Raw genomic sequence first — 17,243 nt, 5'->3', positions numbered from 1 at the left:
GACCATACTCGATCGCGACTACTCTCGGTCGCGACTACGCTCGAACGCGACCACACGCGGTGGCGCAACATCACAAGGTAAAAAACCGCGCGTCGCCTACTCACGCTCAATATGGACGTCCCCTACGACCTCAACAGCTACATTCGGGTGTTAAAGCTGGCGAGCACCCCGAGCACCGAGGAGTTCACCCAGGTCTCGAAGGTCGCCGGCGCCGGCATCATCCTCGTCGGCTTCATCGGCTTTCTGATCTACGCGATCATGAGCCTGCTCCCGGGGGTCGGCGTCTGATGTCGTCGATCTTCGCGGTCAAGACGACCGCGAGCCAGGAGCGGACGGTCGCGGACATGCTCGCCGAAAAGGAGATGCCGGAGATCCACGCCGTGTTGGCGCCCGACCAGCTCACGAGCTACGTGATGGTCGAGGCCGACGACGGCAGCGTCTTCGCGCGCGTCCTCGACGAGATTCCGCACGCACGCGGCGTCATCTCCGGTTCCGACGGACCCGCGGCGAGCGGCTTCTCCGAGGTCGAGCACTTCCTCTCGCCGACCCCCGACGTCGAGGGGATCGCCGAGGGCGACATCGTCGAGCTCATCGCCGGGCCGTTCAAGGGCGAGAAGGCCCGCGTCCAGCGCATCGACGAGGGGAAAGACCAGGTCACCGTCGAGCTCTACGAGGCGACCGTTCCCATTCCGGTCACGGTCCGCGGCGACCAGATCCGCGTCCTCGACAGCGACGAGCGGTAGCCCCTCCATCGATCCGCCCTTTCGTTTTGCGTTCCTCGCCTCCGCCGGCGGCTTTTAAATGCCCCCCGTTCGTACTGTGCGCCGATGGCGCTCCTGCAGACACTGAAACGGATGCTCGGGTTCGGCGACGCCGACGACGGCGACGCCGATCGAACGGACACCCGAGTGACCGTCGAGCACGAATCGAGCGAGGAGGGAGGGGATAGCGGATCCGACGCGGGAGGGTCGGCGGACGACCCCGCCGCGGCGGGAACCGACGCCACGGCCTCGACCGAGTCCCTCGTCGACGAAAGCGCGGCCGAGGATCCCGGCGAGGCCGCCGAACCGGCCGAGGCGGCGGCCACCCCGGACTCCGACGAGGCTGAACCGGCCGAAGACGACGACGCGGACGAGGAGGCCGCGACGGACTCGGTGGACGGAAGTCCGGACTCCACGGAGGAGACGGACGTCGCTGGTTCCGACGCTGCTGCTGCGGATTCCGAGGATTCCGACGCCGCTGATGCGGACTCCGGCGACGCCGACTCCCCGTCGGTCGACACGATAAAGGGCATCGGCCCGGCCTACGCGGAGCGACTCTCCGACATCGGCATCGAGACGGTCGCGGATCTGGCCGCCGCGGACCCCGCGGACGTCGCCGAGGGGGCGAACGTCGGCGAGAAGCGCGCGGCCACGTGGATCGAACGGGCCGGCGAGACGGCCTAACCGTCGAATCTCGAACGTCCCCGGAATCTCGAACGTCCCCGCCTCGGCGTGTCTCCGCTCCGCCTCTCCAAACCTTCAAACGCGATCCGTTCCTCGCTCCCGCATGGACGATGCGCGAGGAGCAGTCGACGAGCGACGAATGATCGACCTCGAGGCGGTTCCCGCCGACGGGACGCTGCTCGTGACCCTCTCGCCGGTCGACGGCGTGGACCTTGGCGACGCCGGCGACGTCGGGGAGGACGGCGAGACGGTCGAGGCGTTCCTCATCGCCCTCGAGGACGGCGTCGCCTGCTACCGCAACCACTGTCAACACTGGACGGACGTGCGTCTCGATTCGGGCGATGGCGCGTTCGTTCGAAACGGCGATATCTTCTGTCAAAAACACGGCGCGACCTTCCAGCGTGAGACCGGCTACTGTGATTTCGGCCCGTGCGAGGGCGCGGTCCTCGATTCGGTCGCCGTCGAGACGCGGGACGGCGGCGTCCACCTGACCGATCCGGACTACGTCTTCGTCGGCGTCGGCCCGGTCGAACGCGGTGACGCCGAGGGAGGCTCACGGATCGACTTCACCGGATCGTGATCGCGGTTCCCGGGCGCGAGCACGCTCGGGTTTCACGCTCCATCCGGGGTAACATTCAGGTAGCACTGCCCGAAACACGTTGGCATGAGCGAGGAGACGATCGACGACGACATCGATGACGTCACCGGCGGACTCACCGACCAGGACCTCAGACAGCTCACCGACGGGCTGGTCAAACACAGCTCCGGTGGCGGGACGACGGTCTACAAGAACGCCGCCGGGGTCGGGTGTCCGAACCCCGACTGCGACCGCGGCATCTTCCGGACGCTGTTCGTCAGCGACAGCGACTGGCAGGAGCTCGGCGCGACCCGCGAGGGGATCGATCTCTGTCTCACCTCGACGGGGGACAAACGACTCGTGTTCATCCACGAGGAGTGAAGCCGTGGACGACTCCGACGGCGGGGACGGCGAGCCGGATAGCTCCGCCCGCGAGGAGGGTGACCGTCGGGACCGGGCCCGAACCCACGGCACGCCCGGCGCCGGCATCACCCCCGAGGACCGCGAGATCGTCGCCGACGCCCCCGAGGAGTTCGGGCTCGTCCAGGTCTGGTGGGGCGACGGCAAGGGCAAGACGACCGCGGCGCTCGGGATGGGGATGCGCGCGGCCGGCCACGGCTATCGGGTCCACCTCCTGCAGTTCATGAAGGGCGGCGCGGACTCCGTCGCGCCGGTCCGCGGCGAGTACAACGCGATCGCCGCGCTTCCGGGAATGACCTACGAGAACACGGGCCACTACGGTTGGCACGGCTTCCGAGACGGTTCGGACGACGACGATCACGCGGCCAAGGCGCGCGCCGGGCTCGACCGCGCCGGCGAGCTGATCGAGGCCGCCGGGGACGCGGACCTCGCGTCGCCCCTCCTCCTCGACGGCGATCCGGAGGCCGGCGTCCACATGCTCGTCCTCGACGAGATCCTGTACGCGGTCGATCGCGGGCTGCTCGATCCGGACGACGTCCTCGCGTTGATCGAGGACAAGCCCGCCGATCTGGAGCTCGTGTTGACGGGAAGCCACGAGGAACCCGAATACCTCGCCGACGCCGCGGACCTCATCACCCGAGTCGAAAAGTCGAAACACCCGATCGACGCCGGCCAGCGGGCGCGTCAGGGGACCGAGTTCTGAGACGCCATGGCGGAGTCCACGCCGACGATCCTGGTCGCGGGGACCGCGAGCCACGTCGGAAAGAGCACGGTCGCCGCCGGCCTGTGTCGGCTGCTCGCCGACCGCGGGCTCGAGGTGGCTCCGTTCAAAGCCCAGAACATGTCGAACAACGCCCGGGCGGTCCCGATCGCTGACGATGCCGGAGGGCATGCGGACGTTGACGATCACGATGACGCCGGGACCCCCGGCTCCGGAACGGCCGGCGATGCCGGAAACGCCGATACCGGCCGCGACGCGTTCGGCGAGATAGGCGTCTCGCAGTACGTCCAGGCGCGTGCCGCCCGCGTTCCCCCGACGACCGACCACAATCCCGTCCTGCTCAAACCCCGCGGGAACGGCGAGTCGCAGCTCGTGATCGATGGCGAGGCGATCGACCACTTCCCCGCCCGCGAGTACTACGACGAACGCTGGAGCGACGCCCGCGGGGCGGCGATCGCGGCACACCGACGGTTGTCCGCCGACGCGGACGTCGTGGTCGCGGAGGGTGCCGGCTCCATCGCGGAGATCAACCTCCACGACCGCGATCTGGCGAACGTCGAGACGGCGCGGTTCGCCGACGCGGAGGTCGTCCTCGTCGCGGACATCGAGCGCGGCGGCGTCTTCGCCTCCCTCGTCGGAACGCTCGAGCTGCTTCCGGACGACCTCGAAGCGCAGGTCGCCGGAGCGGTCATCACCAAGTTCCGCGGCGACCCGTCGCTCCTCGAGTCCGGGATCGACGCGTTCGTCGATCGGACCGGCGTCCCGGTCCTCGGCGTGATCCCACACGAGGACCCGGGGCTGCCGGCCGAGGATAGCGTCGACCTTCCCGCGGCCGATTCGGCGGCCGGCGAGGCCGCGATCCGCGGAGGAGACGACGGCGTTCCCGCGGACCGCGCGGTCACGGTCGCCGTTCCCAGGTTGCCCCGGATCTCCAACTTCACCGACCTGGAACCCCTCGCCGCCGAGCCCGGGGTTCGGGTCGCGTACCTTCCCGTGCCGGATCGCGGGGCGAACGGTGATGGAAACGGCGCCCCGCCGCGGCTCCGTGAGTCCCTTCGGGAGGCGGACGCGGTCGTGATACCCGGCACCAAGAACACCGTCGACGACCTGCTCACGCTGCGCCGATCGGGATTCGAATCGGCGCTTTCGGCCTTCGAGGGGCCGATCGTCGGCCTGTGTGGCGGCTATCAGATCCTCGGTGAACGGATTCGGAACGCCGGGATCGAGGGAACCGAAGGAGAATCGATCGTCGAGGGGCTCGGTCTGCTTCCGGTCGAGACGACGTTCTCAAAGAGAAAGCGGGTCGTCTCGACGGAGCTGACGCTTCGCGGATCGGGCCCGCTCTCGGGCGCGGACGGCTCGGTGCGGGGCTATGAGATCCACATGGGCGAGACCCGATCCCTCGAGGACGTCGACCGGGAGCGGTCGATCCGATTTCCGTTCGCCCGCGGTGAATCCGGTGGCGATGGCTCCCCCGATCGCGCGTCGCTCGGCGTCTCCGTCGGTGATTCCGCGGGAGTCCTCGGGACCTACCTCCACGGGCTCTTCGAGAACCGCGCGGCTCGCTCGGCGTTCGTTCGGAACGTCCGATCGGCGTCCGGGCGGGCGCCGTCCGGACCGAGGGGCGAACCGGCTCCCCGATCCCCGTACGACGCCGCCGCGGATCTGCTCCGCGAACACGTCAACCTCCAGGGCCTTCCCCTTCCCGAGTGAGCCGGCGGGCCGGCGGCGACCCGTTCTCGTCCTGCTCGGAATCGCGTGGATTTTTAACGGACGGCGGCGACGCGTTCAGACATGCGCGTCGCGTTCGTCTCGCTTTTCACTCCGCATCACGGCGAGACGCCGGCGCGGTCGCGGACCCACCGCATCGCTCGACAGCTCGCCGACCGCGGTCACGAGGTCCGCTGGCTGTGCGCCCAGTGGTGGGGCGGCGATCACGACTCCTTCGAGGACGAGGGGATCGGCTACCGGCGGGTGGTCGCCGACCCGGACCCGGCGCGGTTCGCGGCCCGTCTCCCGGCCGCGCTTCGGCGGGCCTCCCCCGACGTGGTCCACGCGACCAACAGCCCGCCGGGCGGCGCCCTCGCCGCGACGGCGACGCGGCTTTTCCACCGCGCTCCGGTGCTCGTCGACTGGTGGCGCGATCACCCCGCCGATTCCCCGATCTCCTACCGGCTTCTCGCCCGCGGCGCCGACGGAATCGTCGTTCCCTCCGAGACCGCCAGAACCCGTCTGCTCGAGTACGGAACCGACGCCGAGGCGACCACGATCATCCCCGAGAGCATCGACTTCGGGCTCGTGGAGTCGGCCGACGTCGACGACCGGTTCGACGTCGTCTACTCGCGCCGGCTCGATCGCGACGCGAACGTCGAGTCGTTCCTGCTCGCGCTCGCCGAGCTTCGAACCCGCGAGTGGCGCGCAGCCGTGATCGGGGACGGACCGGAACGGCGCGCCGCCGAGGAGACCGCCTCGGACCTCCGGATCGACGACCGGGTAACGTTCCTCGGCGAGACGCCGATCGACGAGCGCGTGTCGGTGTTCAAGGGTGCTCACGTCGCCGTTCAGACCGCGACCCGGGAGGCGTTCGCGAGCGACCTCCTGTGGGCGCTCGCGTGCGGTTGTGTCGGGCTCGTCGAGTACCAGGCCGGCTCGAGCGCTCACGAGATCGCGGAGGCGCGCGAGCGCGCCCGTCTCGTCACGAGTCCCCAGGAGATCGCCGACGCGTTCCTCGAGGCCGGCTCGATGTCGAGACGCGCCGTCGACGACCGGTTCGAGTCCTACGACCGCCGGCCGATCCTGGAACGGTACCTCGAGCGCTACCGCTCGCTGCTCGATGCACGCGGCAAGCTTTGAGCGGGATGTGGGACGTCTCGGTTCATGTCGATCCACTAGCGCCCGGACCTGATCGAGGAGATGTCACGGCGATCCGGACCTGATCGAGGAGACGTCACGGCGATCCGAGCGCCCGCGCGTCGGCGCGATCGAGGGGATCGAGACGATCCCGCTACTCGTCGCGGTTCGACCCGCCGTAGCGGATGAAGAAGAACGCGATCCCGAGCGTCGCGACCATCGCGATGAACGTGGCGACGCTGAGCGCCTTGGCCGCCTCCGGCACGAAGACGACCCCCGTGGCGGCGTCGTCTCCGCCGGTGTCCTCGGTTTCGATGTCCTCGCCGATGGCGAGACCGCCGTGCATGCCGACCTGCGAGTGGGGGCCACACTGGTAGTGGGTGATGCCGGCGTCCTCCTCGGACGTCTCGTACTCGAAGGTGAACCCCTCCTCGGCCGTGATCTGGCTTTCGAACTCGGCGGGTCCCTCGACCGTCTCGACGTTGTGGTCGCCGCCGTTGCCCGTCCACTCCCAGATCACGGTCGTTCCGGGGTCGATCCACACCATCGTCGGGTCGAAGGCCAACCCGTCGCCGGCACCAACCGAGATCGTCACCTCGTCCTGCCCGCGGGCGTCCGTGTAGCTCCCGACGTTCGCGCCCTCGACCGCCGACGGCCAGACCGGCGCTTCCTGTGCGGCCGCGGTCCCGCTCGCCCCGGCAGCGACGCCCGCCGCCGCGGTGGTTCCGCCCGCGGTCCGAAGAAACGCCCGTCTGGAGACGTCCTCTGTGCTCATGCCCGGCGATTGGTGATGCCCCGTAGTGAATACTTTGGTTCGCGTTCGATGGACGGGGACGACATCGCGTGCGGTACCTCCGTGACCGGACTTCCACCGGTGTGGACGGATCTCCGATCGGTGTTGGTGGACCTCCGATCGGGGTGGGTGGATCTCCGATCGGTGCTGGAGCCGATCACCGCGGCCGGCCGTCGCCTCGAACGGGGTTTCACAACCCTTTTTGTCCGTCTGGCGGTGGAGTCTGTATGACCGACGTCGAATCCGAGCTTCGCGCGCAGTTCACCGAGGCGTTTCGGGACGCCGAGTTCCCGGTCGAGACACAGATGGACCTGCTGCCGGCGCTGCCGGACGGGCCGTCGACGACCTTCGAGGCGGGCGACGTGCGCTTTTCGGCGATGGAGCTCGCGGCGAAGCTCGGCGACGAACAGGACTTCCCCTACGAGTCGCTCGATGAACTCGTCGATGACGTCATGGCGGCGCTCGAGGCGAACGACATGCTCTGAGCGAGTTCCGAGCCACGTCATCCGCCGGTGCGTGTTCGAACCGGCTGGTGGGGGCCCGACGAGGGGTTCTTGAGGATCCACGTCCAAGGTGGCGTGTGGTCGTAGACGTCCTCTCGGTCCTCCCCGTCTGGCTGCTCGTCGGGATCACGCTGGGGTTCGCCGCGGCGATTCTCGTCGTGGCGACGTTCTATCTCGGCGATCGCCTCTTTCCGGAGGCCGTCGCCGCGAACTCGGTCGGCGAGTCGGGGGATTCCCGGCGTCGCGTGGAGATCCGCGAGTATCTGTCGGCGATCGACGAGCGCTTCCTCGAGGACTACTCGATCGCCGGCTCCACCGTCGCCTTCTACCTTCCGGAGCGGGAGGTCGCCATCACCTTCGACGCACACCTCCACTTCCGGCTCGAGAACGCCGGGACGCGATCGGTCCTCTGTGAACACGAGATGCCGGGACGCGGGCTCGGCAGGCGGCTTCCCTTCGAGGTTTCGGATCCGACGTTCGGCGCTTCCTCGGTCGAGGACCCGATCGCGGCGGCCTTCGAGGAGCTCGGACTTCCCCGCTCGGCGGACGACGAGGCGGTCGAACACGCCTACCGCGACCGGATCAAGGAGGCCCACCCCGACCACGGCGGCGACGAGGAGTCGTTCCGCCGGGTTCGGGAGGCCTACGCGACCGTTCGCGACCACCGCGGTTCGGACGGCGACTCCCCGACCGTTCGCGATCGTGGCACGGCGTAGTCCAACCGGATCGGACCAGGCCAGATCGGACCAGATCGGATCAGACCGGACCAGACCGGATCGGATCGGACCGGACCGAACTCCCGGCTGTGGATTCGTCGAACTTCGAACCACCGATACACCCTTTTGCATGCGGACGATCCATCGACGTATGCAGAGTCGGACGGTACCATCCACCGAGGAGGCGTGCGATCGTGAGTGATCCGCTCGCGGAGACCGACGTGCGTCGCGTTCTCGACGCCGACGGTCGACCGTTGCCCGACGCGGAGATCCCGGACCTCTCGGACGAGCGTCTCGTCTCCATCTACCGGGACATGCGGATCACGCGCCGCTTCGACGAGCGCGCGGTGAGCCTCCAACGGCAGGGTCGGATCGGGACCTATGCGCCCTGTGCCGGCCAGGAGGGGTCGGCGGTGGGATCGACGCACGCGCTCGCGGACCGCGATCTGATAAGCTACCAGTACCGTGAACACGGCTCCATCGTCGCCAGGGACCTCCTCGCCGAGTACCTCCCCTACTGGATGGGCCACGAGTCCGGCACGGCGGCCATTCTCGAGGGGAACGTCTACCCGCTTCAGATCGGCGTCGGAGCACATCTCCCACACGCCGTCGGCGCCGCGTGGGCCTTCGAGTACCGCGGGGACGACCGGATCGTCGCCTGCCACTTCGGCGACGGCGCCACCTCAGAGGGCGACTTCCACGAGGCGCTCAACGTCGCCGGCGTCTTCGATCTCCCGGTCGTCTTCTGTTGTCACAACAACGGGTGGGCGATCTCCGTTCCCCGGTCGCGCCAGACCGCGACAGACACCTTCGCCGAGAAGGCGAGCGCCTACGGCTTCGAGGGAGTCCGCGTCGACGGCATGGACCCGCTCGCGAGCTACGCCGTCACGCGCGAGGTCGCGGAACGCGCTCGCGATCCGGACGCCTCCGCCCGCCCGACGCTCGTCGAGTTCGTGGAGTACCGCTACGGCGCACACACGACCGCCGACGACCCGACGGTCTATCGCGACGACGAGGAGCTCGAACGCTGGCGATCCATCGACCCCATCGACCGCATGGAGACGTTCCTCCGCGAGACCGGCCGGATCGACGACGAGGGCGTCGAGACCGTCGCCGCCGAGGCGGAAGCCATCGTCAAGGAGGCCGTCGAGGCGAGCGCGGACCTGGAGGCAGATCCCGGCGAGATGTTCGATCACGTCTACGCGGAACGGCCCGCGGAACTGGATCGGCAACGCGAGGAGCTGTTGGAGCTGATCGAGACGCACGGCCGCGAGGCGTTCGGCTACGAGGAGTGAGGCCGGTTCCGGTCCCCGAGCCCGTCGCGCCGATCGCCTTCCTACAGGTGCCGGACCACGAGTTCGCTCGCCCGCCTTCCGCTTTCGACCGCCCCCTGCAGCGAGGACCACCGCGTGTAGTCCCCGGCGAGCACGACGGGACCCTCCGGATCGTCCGGATCGGGTAGACCCTCGCGGAATCCGGGGGGTTGTGCGAACTGTGCGAACGGCGTCCTGTCCGTCGCGATCGGCCGTAGCCCATCGGCCGATCGTTCCGGATACCACGAGGCGAGCGCCTCCCGCGTCTCCGTCGCGAGCGCCTCGTCCTCGAGTTCGAACGCGCCGTCGTCGACGAAGGTCGCCACCAGCAGGGTTCTCCCGTCGTCCGGCACGTAGCTCGAGGCAACCTCGCCCATCGGGACCACGACGTTCGGACGCTGCGACCCGGCGTTCAACAGGATCCGCCGTCCGAGTTCGAGACGCCGACCGGGAGGCAGGGTGTACCACTGCGTGATGCATCCGACCCCTTCGGTCGGGATCGATTCGACGCCCGTGAGTCGCCGCGACTCGGGCGGCGTCGTCGCGACGACCGCGGCGCTCGCCGTCTCCACCGTCCCGTTGGAGCAGATCACCTCCACGTCGCCGTCCGCCATGGTGTCGATCCGGGCGACCTCCGTCCCGGTCCGGATCTCGCCGCCCGCGGCCGACACGCGGTCCGCCAGCTGGCTCGGAATCGCGCCCATTCCCGCCGCCGGGACCGCGATCCGACCGCGGCTCATCGCGCGGAACGTGTACTCGAAGACGTGCTTGGAGCTCGAGAGCGATCGATCGAGGGTGATCCCGCCGTAGAACGGCTCGACGAACCGGTCGACGTACCGCTTCGAGAAGCCCCGCTCGCGGAGGTACGTCCGGATCGTCGCGTCCGTGCCCGCGAAGAACTCGGACTCCGAGCGGCCGGTCAGCTCCCGTCTGAGCGCGAGCGTTCGGAGCTTGTCGCGAAACGGGATCTCGGGATCTAACACGGATCCGAGCGCCGCGATCGGGTCCCGAAACGGGTCCGCGAGTGTCGATCGCGACCCTGGGCGACAGATCACCGCCCCCGGCGAGAAGGGACGGAGGTCGAGCGCGTCCAGGTCGAGTTCCGCGCGCAGCGCCGGATACGCCTCGAAGAGCACCTGGAACCCGCGGTCGACCGTGAACCCGTCGACGTCCCTACTCTCGACGCGCCCGCCCACCGCGTCCTCGCGTTCGAACACCGTCACGTCGACGCCGGCTTCCGCGAGCCGCGCGGCCGTGGTCAGCCCCGCGACGCCGGCGCCGATGACGATGACGTCTCCGTTCTCGGTCGCGTCCATGCACGTGGTTCGTAGTCGACCCACAAAAGCGTCCGCGGGATGCTATCCGATCGCCGAGATCGGATCCGAAGCGTTCTCGACGTCACGAATCCGGTTCTCGTCCGTCACCGGGTTCGGTTCGTCGGCTCCCTCGGGAGGTCCAACGCGGCGAGCAGGTCGTGTTCCTCCCCGGTCAACACGTACAGGACGTCCTCTAAGACGACCACGAGCTCCGGAATCTGTCGCGCGACCAGATAGGTGATCGCGACGAGCGCGACGACGGCAAGTAGCTGGCTAATTATCCGATCGGAGACGAGAAACGAGACGCGATAGGGATCGCTCGCGCCGAACATCGCCAACACCAGCTCGGGCTGCCAGTGCATGTACTGGTTGCCCGTGACGACGGTGATGAACGTCGTCCGCGCGATGTTCAACACGTAGATGAGCGGGATCGAGACCGCGAGCCCGCGGATCTTCCGTTCGATCGGGGCGTCGACGGCCGCGATGAGTCCCGCGAAGATCGCCATGCTGCCGATCCCCGTACACGCGAGGACGACCGAGACCAGCACGACGTGTTCCTCCGGGCCGTACACCCACCGGAACGTCGAGAGGTATCCCTGGGAGTTCTCGATCAGCGCCGGCGAGTAACCCAGAAGCGACATCGCCGTCGCGGTCTGGGACGCCACGATCTCGATGAGGACTCGCTTCGGCTCCGGGATCGTGACTCCGCCGACGGACACGGCGGGGATCGTCTCGAAGGGGAGGTAGATGATCAACATCGCCGCCACCGCCCGGGTCAACACGAACAGGGACTCGCGGCCCCGATACAGGAGGTATCCGGCGTAGACGCAGGCGGGCACCGCGACGAGCGAGAGGGCGCTCTCGACGTAACTGAGGTGCTCGAGGGCGAAGTACGGGACCATCGTCAACCAGAAGGCGCCGAAGAGGACCCACGTGCCGGCCGCCAGCGACCGGCCCTCCTCGCGTCCGTACCGATCGAGTACCGCGGCGACGACGAAAAGCGCCGCCACGATCCACGCGAACGTGAACGTGTCCGGAAGCGAGGCGAGCACCGAAAGCGTCTGCGGCGTCGACTCGCCGATCACGCCGATCATGTCCGGATCACGGTTGCGCGATGTAAAGCGTTTGTCGTTGTGGACGACGCTCGCCTCCGTTCACATGGTTCGCCCGCGGTAGATCCCCACGAAGAAGAGCAGAATCACGAGCATCGACAGGAGGATCTCCGGGTCGATCCGTCCGCGAACCGCCTCGGTTCCGGCGGCGATCGGGCCCGTCGGATCGGCTCCCACGTTCGGGGTCGTGCCCGGATCGGTCGTCGTCGATCGCTCCCGCGACCCCTCGGAGCCGGATCCTCCGGGTATCGGTTCGGCCGTCGTCTCCTGCTCGATGCCGAGGATCGTCCCCGGTACGCTCGCTCGTTCCTTCCGGATTCCGGCGCGTCTCACGTGTACCCGGTAGCGATCGCCGGGCGACCCCGTCGAGAGGTCGACCTCGGCAGACCAGGATCCGTCGCCGGCGACCACTCCGTCCGAAGCCACCCGTTCGAGGGTCGCTTCGGTTCGGCTCTCCGGTCGTACGTCGACGGTTATCGGGGTCCCGGGCGCGATCGAGGTCTCGCCCTCGAAGGTCCGGTCGGACGTCGGCGCCGCGTCGTAGGGGTCCTCACGGAACTCGACGTCCCGCTCGACGACGCTGAACGTGGTCGTCGCGGATCGTCGATCGATCGCGAAGGCCGGAGTCGAGGTTTCTCCCGTCCCGTATTCGGTCCCGGAACCGATCCCCGTCTCGGCCCGCTTCGAGGCCGTTCGCATCGCGCCCGCGGGTCGCTCGAACCGTTCGTTTCCGCGGCCCAAACTGCCTCCGGGTCTGGCGACCCCGCCGATCGTTCCCGGAACGACCATCGTCTCCTCGCCCGACGATCGGGCGTCGGGGACACGGACGTCCAGCCGGAACGTCGTCGAGTCGGTCGGATCGACGCTCGTACCGTCCTCGAAGGCGAACCGAGCCGTGTCCACGAGGAGGTACACGCGATCGCGATCCCCGGCCGTGGCGACCGAGACCCCGTCCGATTCGATGTCGACGGTGCGACGGTCACCTCGTGTGCCCGCACTCGTCGGCGTTTCCCCGATGTCCAGCTCCACCGCGGCGCGGGAGCCGTCCCCACCGGAGGACTTCCCTCCCACTCCCGCTCCGGACCAGCCCGGGTCGGTCGCCGTTCGGAGGCGTTTCGTCGCGTTTCTCGTTCCGCGTTCGCGTCCGGCGAGCGCCAGCAGCCCGGAGAGGCCGGTCGCCCGCACCTCGAGAATTGCGACGTCCCCGTGGGCGATCCGGTCGCGGCGTGTGACGGTCCCGTCCCTGGAGCCCGCGGCCATCGCTACCGCCGGATCGTCGGCTTCACGGATCGCCTTTGCGGTCCGTCTCGATGTGGTCCAGGTCGTGGCTTCGGCGTTCCCCCGTGGTTCGATCACGAGCACTCCCACGTCGCCGGGGTTCCGCTCCGCGGTTTCCGGGTGGGGCGCCGTCGAGGCGACGAGCGAATACTCGCCGGTCCCGATCCGTCCGATCGGTCCCGTCTGGTCGCGTTCCGGATCGAAGCCGATCGACGCGCCCGCCTCGAGCGAGGCCGCGTCGAGTTCGACGACCGGGCCGGCCGTCGTTCCCGCCGTGTAGGTGTTGAAAAGCACCGTTATCGACTCCGCCTCGCCGAAGGTCTCGACGTGGATCGCCGCCCCGTACTCCATCGCGGAGTCGTTTCCGATCAGCAACGCGCCGCCCGCCGCGACGTCGTCCCGGTTCACGGTGATCGGAGCGACGTCGCCGCGCCCGACCGTGAGGATCGGCTCCGCGAGTGCGACGTCGCCATCCCCGACGTATCCGCGAACCGGAGGCGGGACCGTCTCGTTCGGTTCGGGTACTGGTTCCGCTCCCATCGCGCTGCCGCTTCCGAGCGTTCCGCCGCCTCCACCCGAGGTGGATCCTCCGCCACCGGAGGTCGATCCCGTACTCGAACCGGAGTCGAGATCCTCGGTCCCGTCGGTCACGGTCTCGGTTTCAGTATCGTCTCCCGATTCCGTGGGCTCCTGGGTAGTGACGGAGTCCTCCTCCTTGTCCCCCTCCTCTTCGGTTTCGGTGTCCTCGACGATCTCCCCCTCGGACTCGTTCTCCGTGATCGTAAGAGAGCCCTTCGCGACGTCGTCCGTGAACGACTCGGTCACGGTGATCGGGTGGGTACCGACGTCGAGGGTCGACAGGTTCTCCCCGTTCAGATCGAAGCTGAAGCTCGACGACTCGCCCGCATCGAGTCCCGGTCGGTCCGACCGCTTCGTCCGGACCGACCCGTTTGCGACGTCGAGAGCCAGATCGTACGTCTCCGTCGCGTTCGCGCCGCCTTCGTTGGTCACGGTCCCGGCGATCGTCGGCGTGTCCGTGGATCCGGACTCGTAGCTCACCGTCTCGTTGTCCAGCCGAACGCGGTTTTCCGGCGGTTCGACGATCTCGACCGTCCCGTGTTCGGAATCGTGATCCCCGCGAACGGTGACCGAGAGGTCCTCCCCGGGAGACTCGTCGATCGTGTCGTAGGATAGCGTCACCGCCGCCGTCTCGTCCGGTTCGACCGTCACCGACTGCGTGTCAACGACGCTTCCGTTGACGATCAGCTCGAGAGTATCGGTGTAGGTAGTCGATCCGGTGTTTGTTTCGTTTATTTGAATGTCCAGTTTGTCTGTATCTTCCACACCTGGAATTGTTGTATTTAGTTTTATCCCTTGAATCTCATATGAGGTTGGTAATATTTGTGTATCATTTACCAGATCAACAGATTGACTTAAATTATCCTTTCCACTCGCTGCGTATATTTCATGTCTTGTTTGTGGTATTAAATCAACCACATCCTTATCCAGAATATAGTCTGCTGAACTATTCACTCCCCCAATCGAAAAATGAGTTTTAGTACCATCTTGAGCTGGGCTGAGGTTATAGTCCTGGTCTGCTGTGTTATCCAATTCACTATCAACCGCAATTGATATTTGTTGAGTGACATCCTCCCCGTGATGTAATGTGACGTTAACTTTTTGTTCAGATTTTGTTCGATCTAGTGCAGAAGTAGCATCAATTGTTTTGATACGCTTATCAACAATGTCAAACTCATCACTTTCAATAGAATTCGCTAAATCACCATCTGGTGCCGTGTTTTCGCCATTAAGATCTGGACTCTGATATGAGGGGTCTGACTGAAACTCCGCACTAATATCGTATGTTATATTTGATCTTCGGCTTCCTTGTTGCGAATCAATACCTGTCGTATTGAATGTGAAATCAAACCCATCTGAATCACTATATTCATTCGGCGGATCTGTAAGTTCAAATACTAAACTTAGTACGTCGTCCCCTTCGTGATTTATATCCCATTCTCCAGTATATTTCACATCTCCCTTCGAATTATCGAAGTTATACACTTCAACCTGTTTAACAGTTGAATTTTGGAGATCAACCCCATCTTCAGTTAAACTTGTTATATTATAATAAACACGAACATACTTCTCGTCTGAATTTCCTAATTTTATTTTAGTTAGCCCATATGATTGTTTTGTACTATCCTTTATCTTAACGTTACCAACACTATCTGAGTTTGCAACTTCGGCAGACGTTTGTCCCGTTGTATTTTCAATAATCCCACCCGGAGATATACATGCAATAACCACGAGCACGATCACGCCGACGGTTCGAACCGCGTATCGAACTGAAATTTCGTCTCTCTTCATATGTCTGTGAACTCTACCAGAGAAGCAGCAATACGGCCACACGGTCCGCAGACCACGACTACGAACCCTCCGCGACTACGTATTCCACATCACCGACTGAGTTCGACTCAATGTCGTCTGAGAATGGTAATGTATTTGTTTTCATCTTCAGTTTTTACCAATATTGACCCGTGACTATTCGATCGAATGTCAAAATACAATATAATCTCGTAAACTTGTCTGTCGTCTTTGGATTTTCATATCGCTCTCTCGCTCCCACGGACCGCCGACGCCGCTCCCGTGGTACTCGCTTTCCGTTTGGAGTGATTCGTCCCGATCCGGAGGCGACTGCCGCGTGGCGAAACGTCTTAGGTAACTCCGTGAAATGACCGACACCTCCAGTGACCCGCTTTCCGAACCCCGTCCGGCTCGCCATCCTCTGGATCGGACTCGGCCTCGCCCGGGCGGGGGTGATCGATCGCGAGCGGGCGATCCGGACCACGGATCTCGCCTGGCCGCGGGTCCTCACGGGGATCGCCCGGATGTCGAAGAACGCGGTCGACGTCGCCATGGTCGGCGTCGCGATCGGGTCGGCGGCGATCGCGGGCGTCGGGTTCGCGGGACCCTTCTGGGGTGTCGCCTTCGCGACCGGCGGCGGAGTCGCCGGCGGGACGATCGCGCTCGTCTCCCAGCGATACGGCGCTGACGCCGGCGAGCAACTCGGGCTCGCGGTGCGGTCGAGCACCCTCCTCGTCGTGCTGGTCAGCCTCCCGATCGTCGCGTTGTTCTTCTCGTTTCCCGAGGAGCTGATCTCGCTGCTCTCCAGCGACGACCGTGCCATCGCCTACGGCGCCGCATACCTCGAGATCGTCGGATTCGGGGTCCCCTTCGCCGGGCTCAACCTCGTCGGCAGCCGCGTCCTCGTCGGCGCCGACGACGCCTACTCCGCAATGCAGCTCCGCGGGGGCGGCGCGGTCGCAAACGTCGTGATCAACGCGGTACTCATCTTCGGGCTCGGCCTCGGCGTGGTCGGTGCGGCGCTCGGGACGGTCCTTTCGAACGTCATCGTCACCGCGGCGTTCGCGGCCGGACTCTCCCGCGGATCGCTACCCATCGTCGGGGCATTTCCGGTTCGGATCGATCCGCGTGGGACCTACCTGGACCGGGAAACGATCGTCGACCTCCTCGAGATCGGGATCCCTGTCGGCGCGCGCAACCTGGTGTGGACCGCCGCCGAGTTCCCGATGCTCGCCATCCTCGACGTCTTCGGGCAGGACGTCGTCGCCGCGTTCGTCATCACCCGGCGCATCTGGGGTCTCATGAACACGCCGGGATGGGGGTTCGGGCTCGCCTCATCGAGCCTCGTCGGACAGGAGCTCGGGACCGGCGAGGAGGACGAGGCCGAGCGGTACGGCCGTGAGATCGTCCGGTTCGCGGTGGCGACCTACGTGGTCTCCGCCGTCATCGTTTTCACCTTCGCCGAGCCGATCGTCGGACTGTTCGTCGATGACCCCGGTGATCCCGCGATCCCGATCGCCGTTCGGTTCGTCTACGCGGCCTGTCTCGCCATCGTGTTGAAGGGTGTCGCGGGCGCCGCGGCCGGAGTTCTGGACGCCAGCGGGGATACGACGGTCCCGTTCGTCAGCCAGGTTCTCGGAATGTTCTGTCTCGCCATTCCGTTGGCCTACCTCGGCGCGGTGACGCCGCTCGGATTGTGGGGCGTCTATCTGGCCTTCCTCGCGGAGACGACGGTCCCGGCGGCGATCAACTACTGGCGGTTCCAAAGCGGCGCGTGGAAGACGGTCAGTCGGGGCTATCGTCCCGACACGCCGAAATCCGGGTGACGGGTG

The 17,243-nt window shown here is 66.2% G+C and carries 16 protein-coding genes; 12 read left to right on the top strand and 4 right to left on the bottom strand.

The window, feature by feature from the left end; all coding sequences use genetic code 11:
- Window positions 1-111 precede the first annotated feature (111 nt).
- The 8 genes from ACFQE9_RS00355 (at window position 112) to ACFQE9_RS00320 (ending at window position 6,016) form a co-directional block, all read left to right on the top strand.
- Window positions 112-288, top strand: coding sequence for a protein translocase SEC61 complex subunit gamma (locus ACFQE9_RS00355; protein WP_379738771.1), 177 nt, complete (start codon window positions 112-114; stop codon window positions 286-288).
- Window positions 288-743: a transcription elongation factor Spt5 gene (locus ACFQE9_RS00350; protein ID WP_379738768.1), complete on the top strand. Its 456-nt coding sequence runs from the start codon at window positions 288-290 to the stop codon at window positions 741-743. Before ACFQE9_RS00355 ends, ACFQE9_RS00350 begins: the two co-directional genes overlap by 1 nt.
- An 84-nt stretch (window positions 744-827) precedes the next feature.
- On the top strand, window positions 828-1,445 hold the full coding sequence (locus ACFQE9_RS00345) for a helix-hairpin-helix domain-containing protein (protein WP_379738765.1): 618 nt from the start codon (window positions 828-830) through the stop codon (window positions 1,443-1,445).
- Between the two features lie 103 nt (window positions 1,446-1,548).
- Window positions 1,549-2,025 (top strand): Rieske (2Fe-2S) protein, encoded by a 477-nt coding sequence (locus ACFQE9_RS00340; protein WP_379738762.1) that lies wholly within the window; start codon window positions 1,549-1,551, stop codon window positions 2,023-2,025.
- 84 nt (window positions 2,026-2,109) lie between these two features.
- On the top strand, window positions 2,110-2,403 hold the full coding sequence (locus tag ACFQE9_RS00335) for a DUF7385 family protein (protein ID WP_379738759.1): 294 nt from the start codon (window positions 2,110-2,112) through the stop codon (window positions 2,401-2,403).
- A gap of 4 nt (window positions 2,404-2,407) precedes the next feature.
- The gene (locus ACFQE9_RS00330) at window positions 2,408-3,145 is read left to right on the top strand and encodes a cob(I)yrinic acid a,c-diamide adenosyltransferase (protein WP_379738757.1); all 738 of its coding nucleotides are present in this window, start codon (window positions 2,408-2,410) and stop codon (window positions 3,143-3,145) included.
- A 6-nt stretch (window positions 3,146-3,151) separates the two neighbouring features.
- Entirely contained in the window at window positions 3,152-4,876 is a 1,725-nt protein-coding gene (locus ACFQE9_RS00325) for a cobyric acid synthase (protein WP_379738754.1), read from the top strand.
- 81 nt (window positions 4,877-4,957) lie between these two features.
- On the top strand, window positions 4,958-6,016 hold the full coding sequence (locus ACFQE9_RS00320; RefSeq protein WP_379738751.1) for a glycosyltransferase family 4 protein: 1,059 nt from the start codon (window positions 4,958-4,960) through the stop codon (window positions 6,014-6,016).
- Window positions 6,017-6,167: 151 nt separating this feature from the next.
- On the opposite strand, the gene ACFQE9_RS00315 is transcribed toward ACFQE9_RS00320, so the two are convergent.
- A complete protein-coding gene (locus tag ACFQE9_RS00315; protein WP_379738748.1) occupies window positions 6,168-6,788 on the bottom strand; it encodes a halocyanin domain-containing protein in 621 nt (206 codons plus the stop codon).
- 245 nt (window positions 6,789-7,033) lie between these two features.
- Here ACFQE9_RS00315 and ACFQE9_RS00310 point away from each other — a divergent pair, with 245 nt between their 5' ends.
- The 3 genes from ACFQE9_RS00310 to ACFQE9_RS00300 all read left to right on the top strand — a co-directional run bounded on the left by ACFQE9_RS00310 (window position 7,034) and on the right by ACFQE9_RS00300 (window position 9,320).
- Window positions 7,034-7,291 carry an MTH865 family protein gene (locus ACFQE9_RS00310; protein WP_379738745.1) on the top strand — a complete coding sequence of 86 codons (258 nt, stop codon included), beginning with the start codon at window positions 7,034-7,036 and terminating at the stop codon, window positions 7,289-7,291.
- 95 nt (window positions 7,292-7,386) lie between these two features.
- On the top strand, window positions 7,387-8,025 hold the full coding sequence (locus ACFQE9_RS00305) for a J domain-containing protein (RefSeq protein ID WP_379738742.1): 639 nt from the start codon (window positions 7,387-7,389) through the stop codon (window positions 8,023-8,025).
- A 194-nt stretch (window positions 8,026-8,219) separates the two neighbouring features.
- Window positions 8,220-9,320 carry a thiamine pyrophosphate-dependent dehydrogenase E1 component subunit alpha gene (locus tag ACFQE9_RS00300; RefSeq protein WP_379738739.1) on the top strand — a complete coding sequence of 367 codons (1,101 nt, stop codon included), beginning with the start codon at window positions 8,220-8,222 and terminating at the stop codon, window positions 9,318-9,320.
- 41 nt (window positions 9,321-9,361) lie between these two features.
- Here the strand turns inward: ACFQE9_RS00300 and ACFQE9_RS00295 are convergent, their stop codons facing one another.
- The 3 genes from ACFQE9_RS00295 to ACFQE9_RS00285 form a co-directional block, all read right to left on the bottom strand.
- Window positions 9,362-10,654, bottom strand: a complete 1,293-nt coding sequence (locus ACFQE9_RS00295; protein WP_379738735.1) for an NAD(P)/FAD-dependent oxidoreductase — start codon at window positions 10,652-10,654, stop codon at window positions 9,362-9,364.
- 104 nt (window positions 10,655-10,758) lie between these two features.
- Window positions 10,759-11,748, bottom strand: coding sequence for an archaeosortase A (gene artA / locus ACFQE9_RS00290; protein ID WP_379738732.1), 990 nt, complete (start codon window positions 11,746-11,748; stop codon window positions 10,759-10,761).
- A 60-nt stretch (window positions 11,749-11,808) separates the two neighbouring features.
- Window positions 11,809-14,388: a BGTF surface domain-containing protein gene (locus ACFQE9_RS00285; RefSeq protein ID WP_379738729.1), complete on the bottom strand. Its 2,580-nt coding sequence runs from the start codon at window positions 14,386-14,388 to the stop codon at window positions 11,809-11,811.
- A 1,406-nt stretch (window positions 14,389-15,794) separates the two neighbouring features.
- On the opposite strand from ACFQE9_RS00285, the gene ACFQE9_RS00280 reads away from it, so the two are divergent.
- Window positions 15,795-17,237, top strand: coding sequence for an MATE family efflux transporter (locus ACFQE9_RS00280; RefSeq protein WP_379738726.1), 1,443 nt, complete (start codon window positions 15,795-15,797; stop codon window positions 17,235-17,237).
- Window positions 17,238-17,243 lie beyond the last annotated feature (6 nt).

This window comes from Halopenitus salinus, from assembly GCF_042662125.1.
In the GTDB taxonomy this organism is placed as follows: domain Archaea; phylum Halobacteriota; class Halobacteria; order Halobacteriales; family Haloferacaceae; genus Halopenitus; species Halopenitus salinus.
The sequence above is the reverse complement of the archived record's forward strand: the minus strand, read 5'-3'. Positions and strand labels throughout refer to the sequence as shown.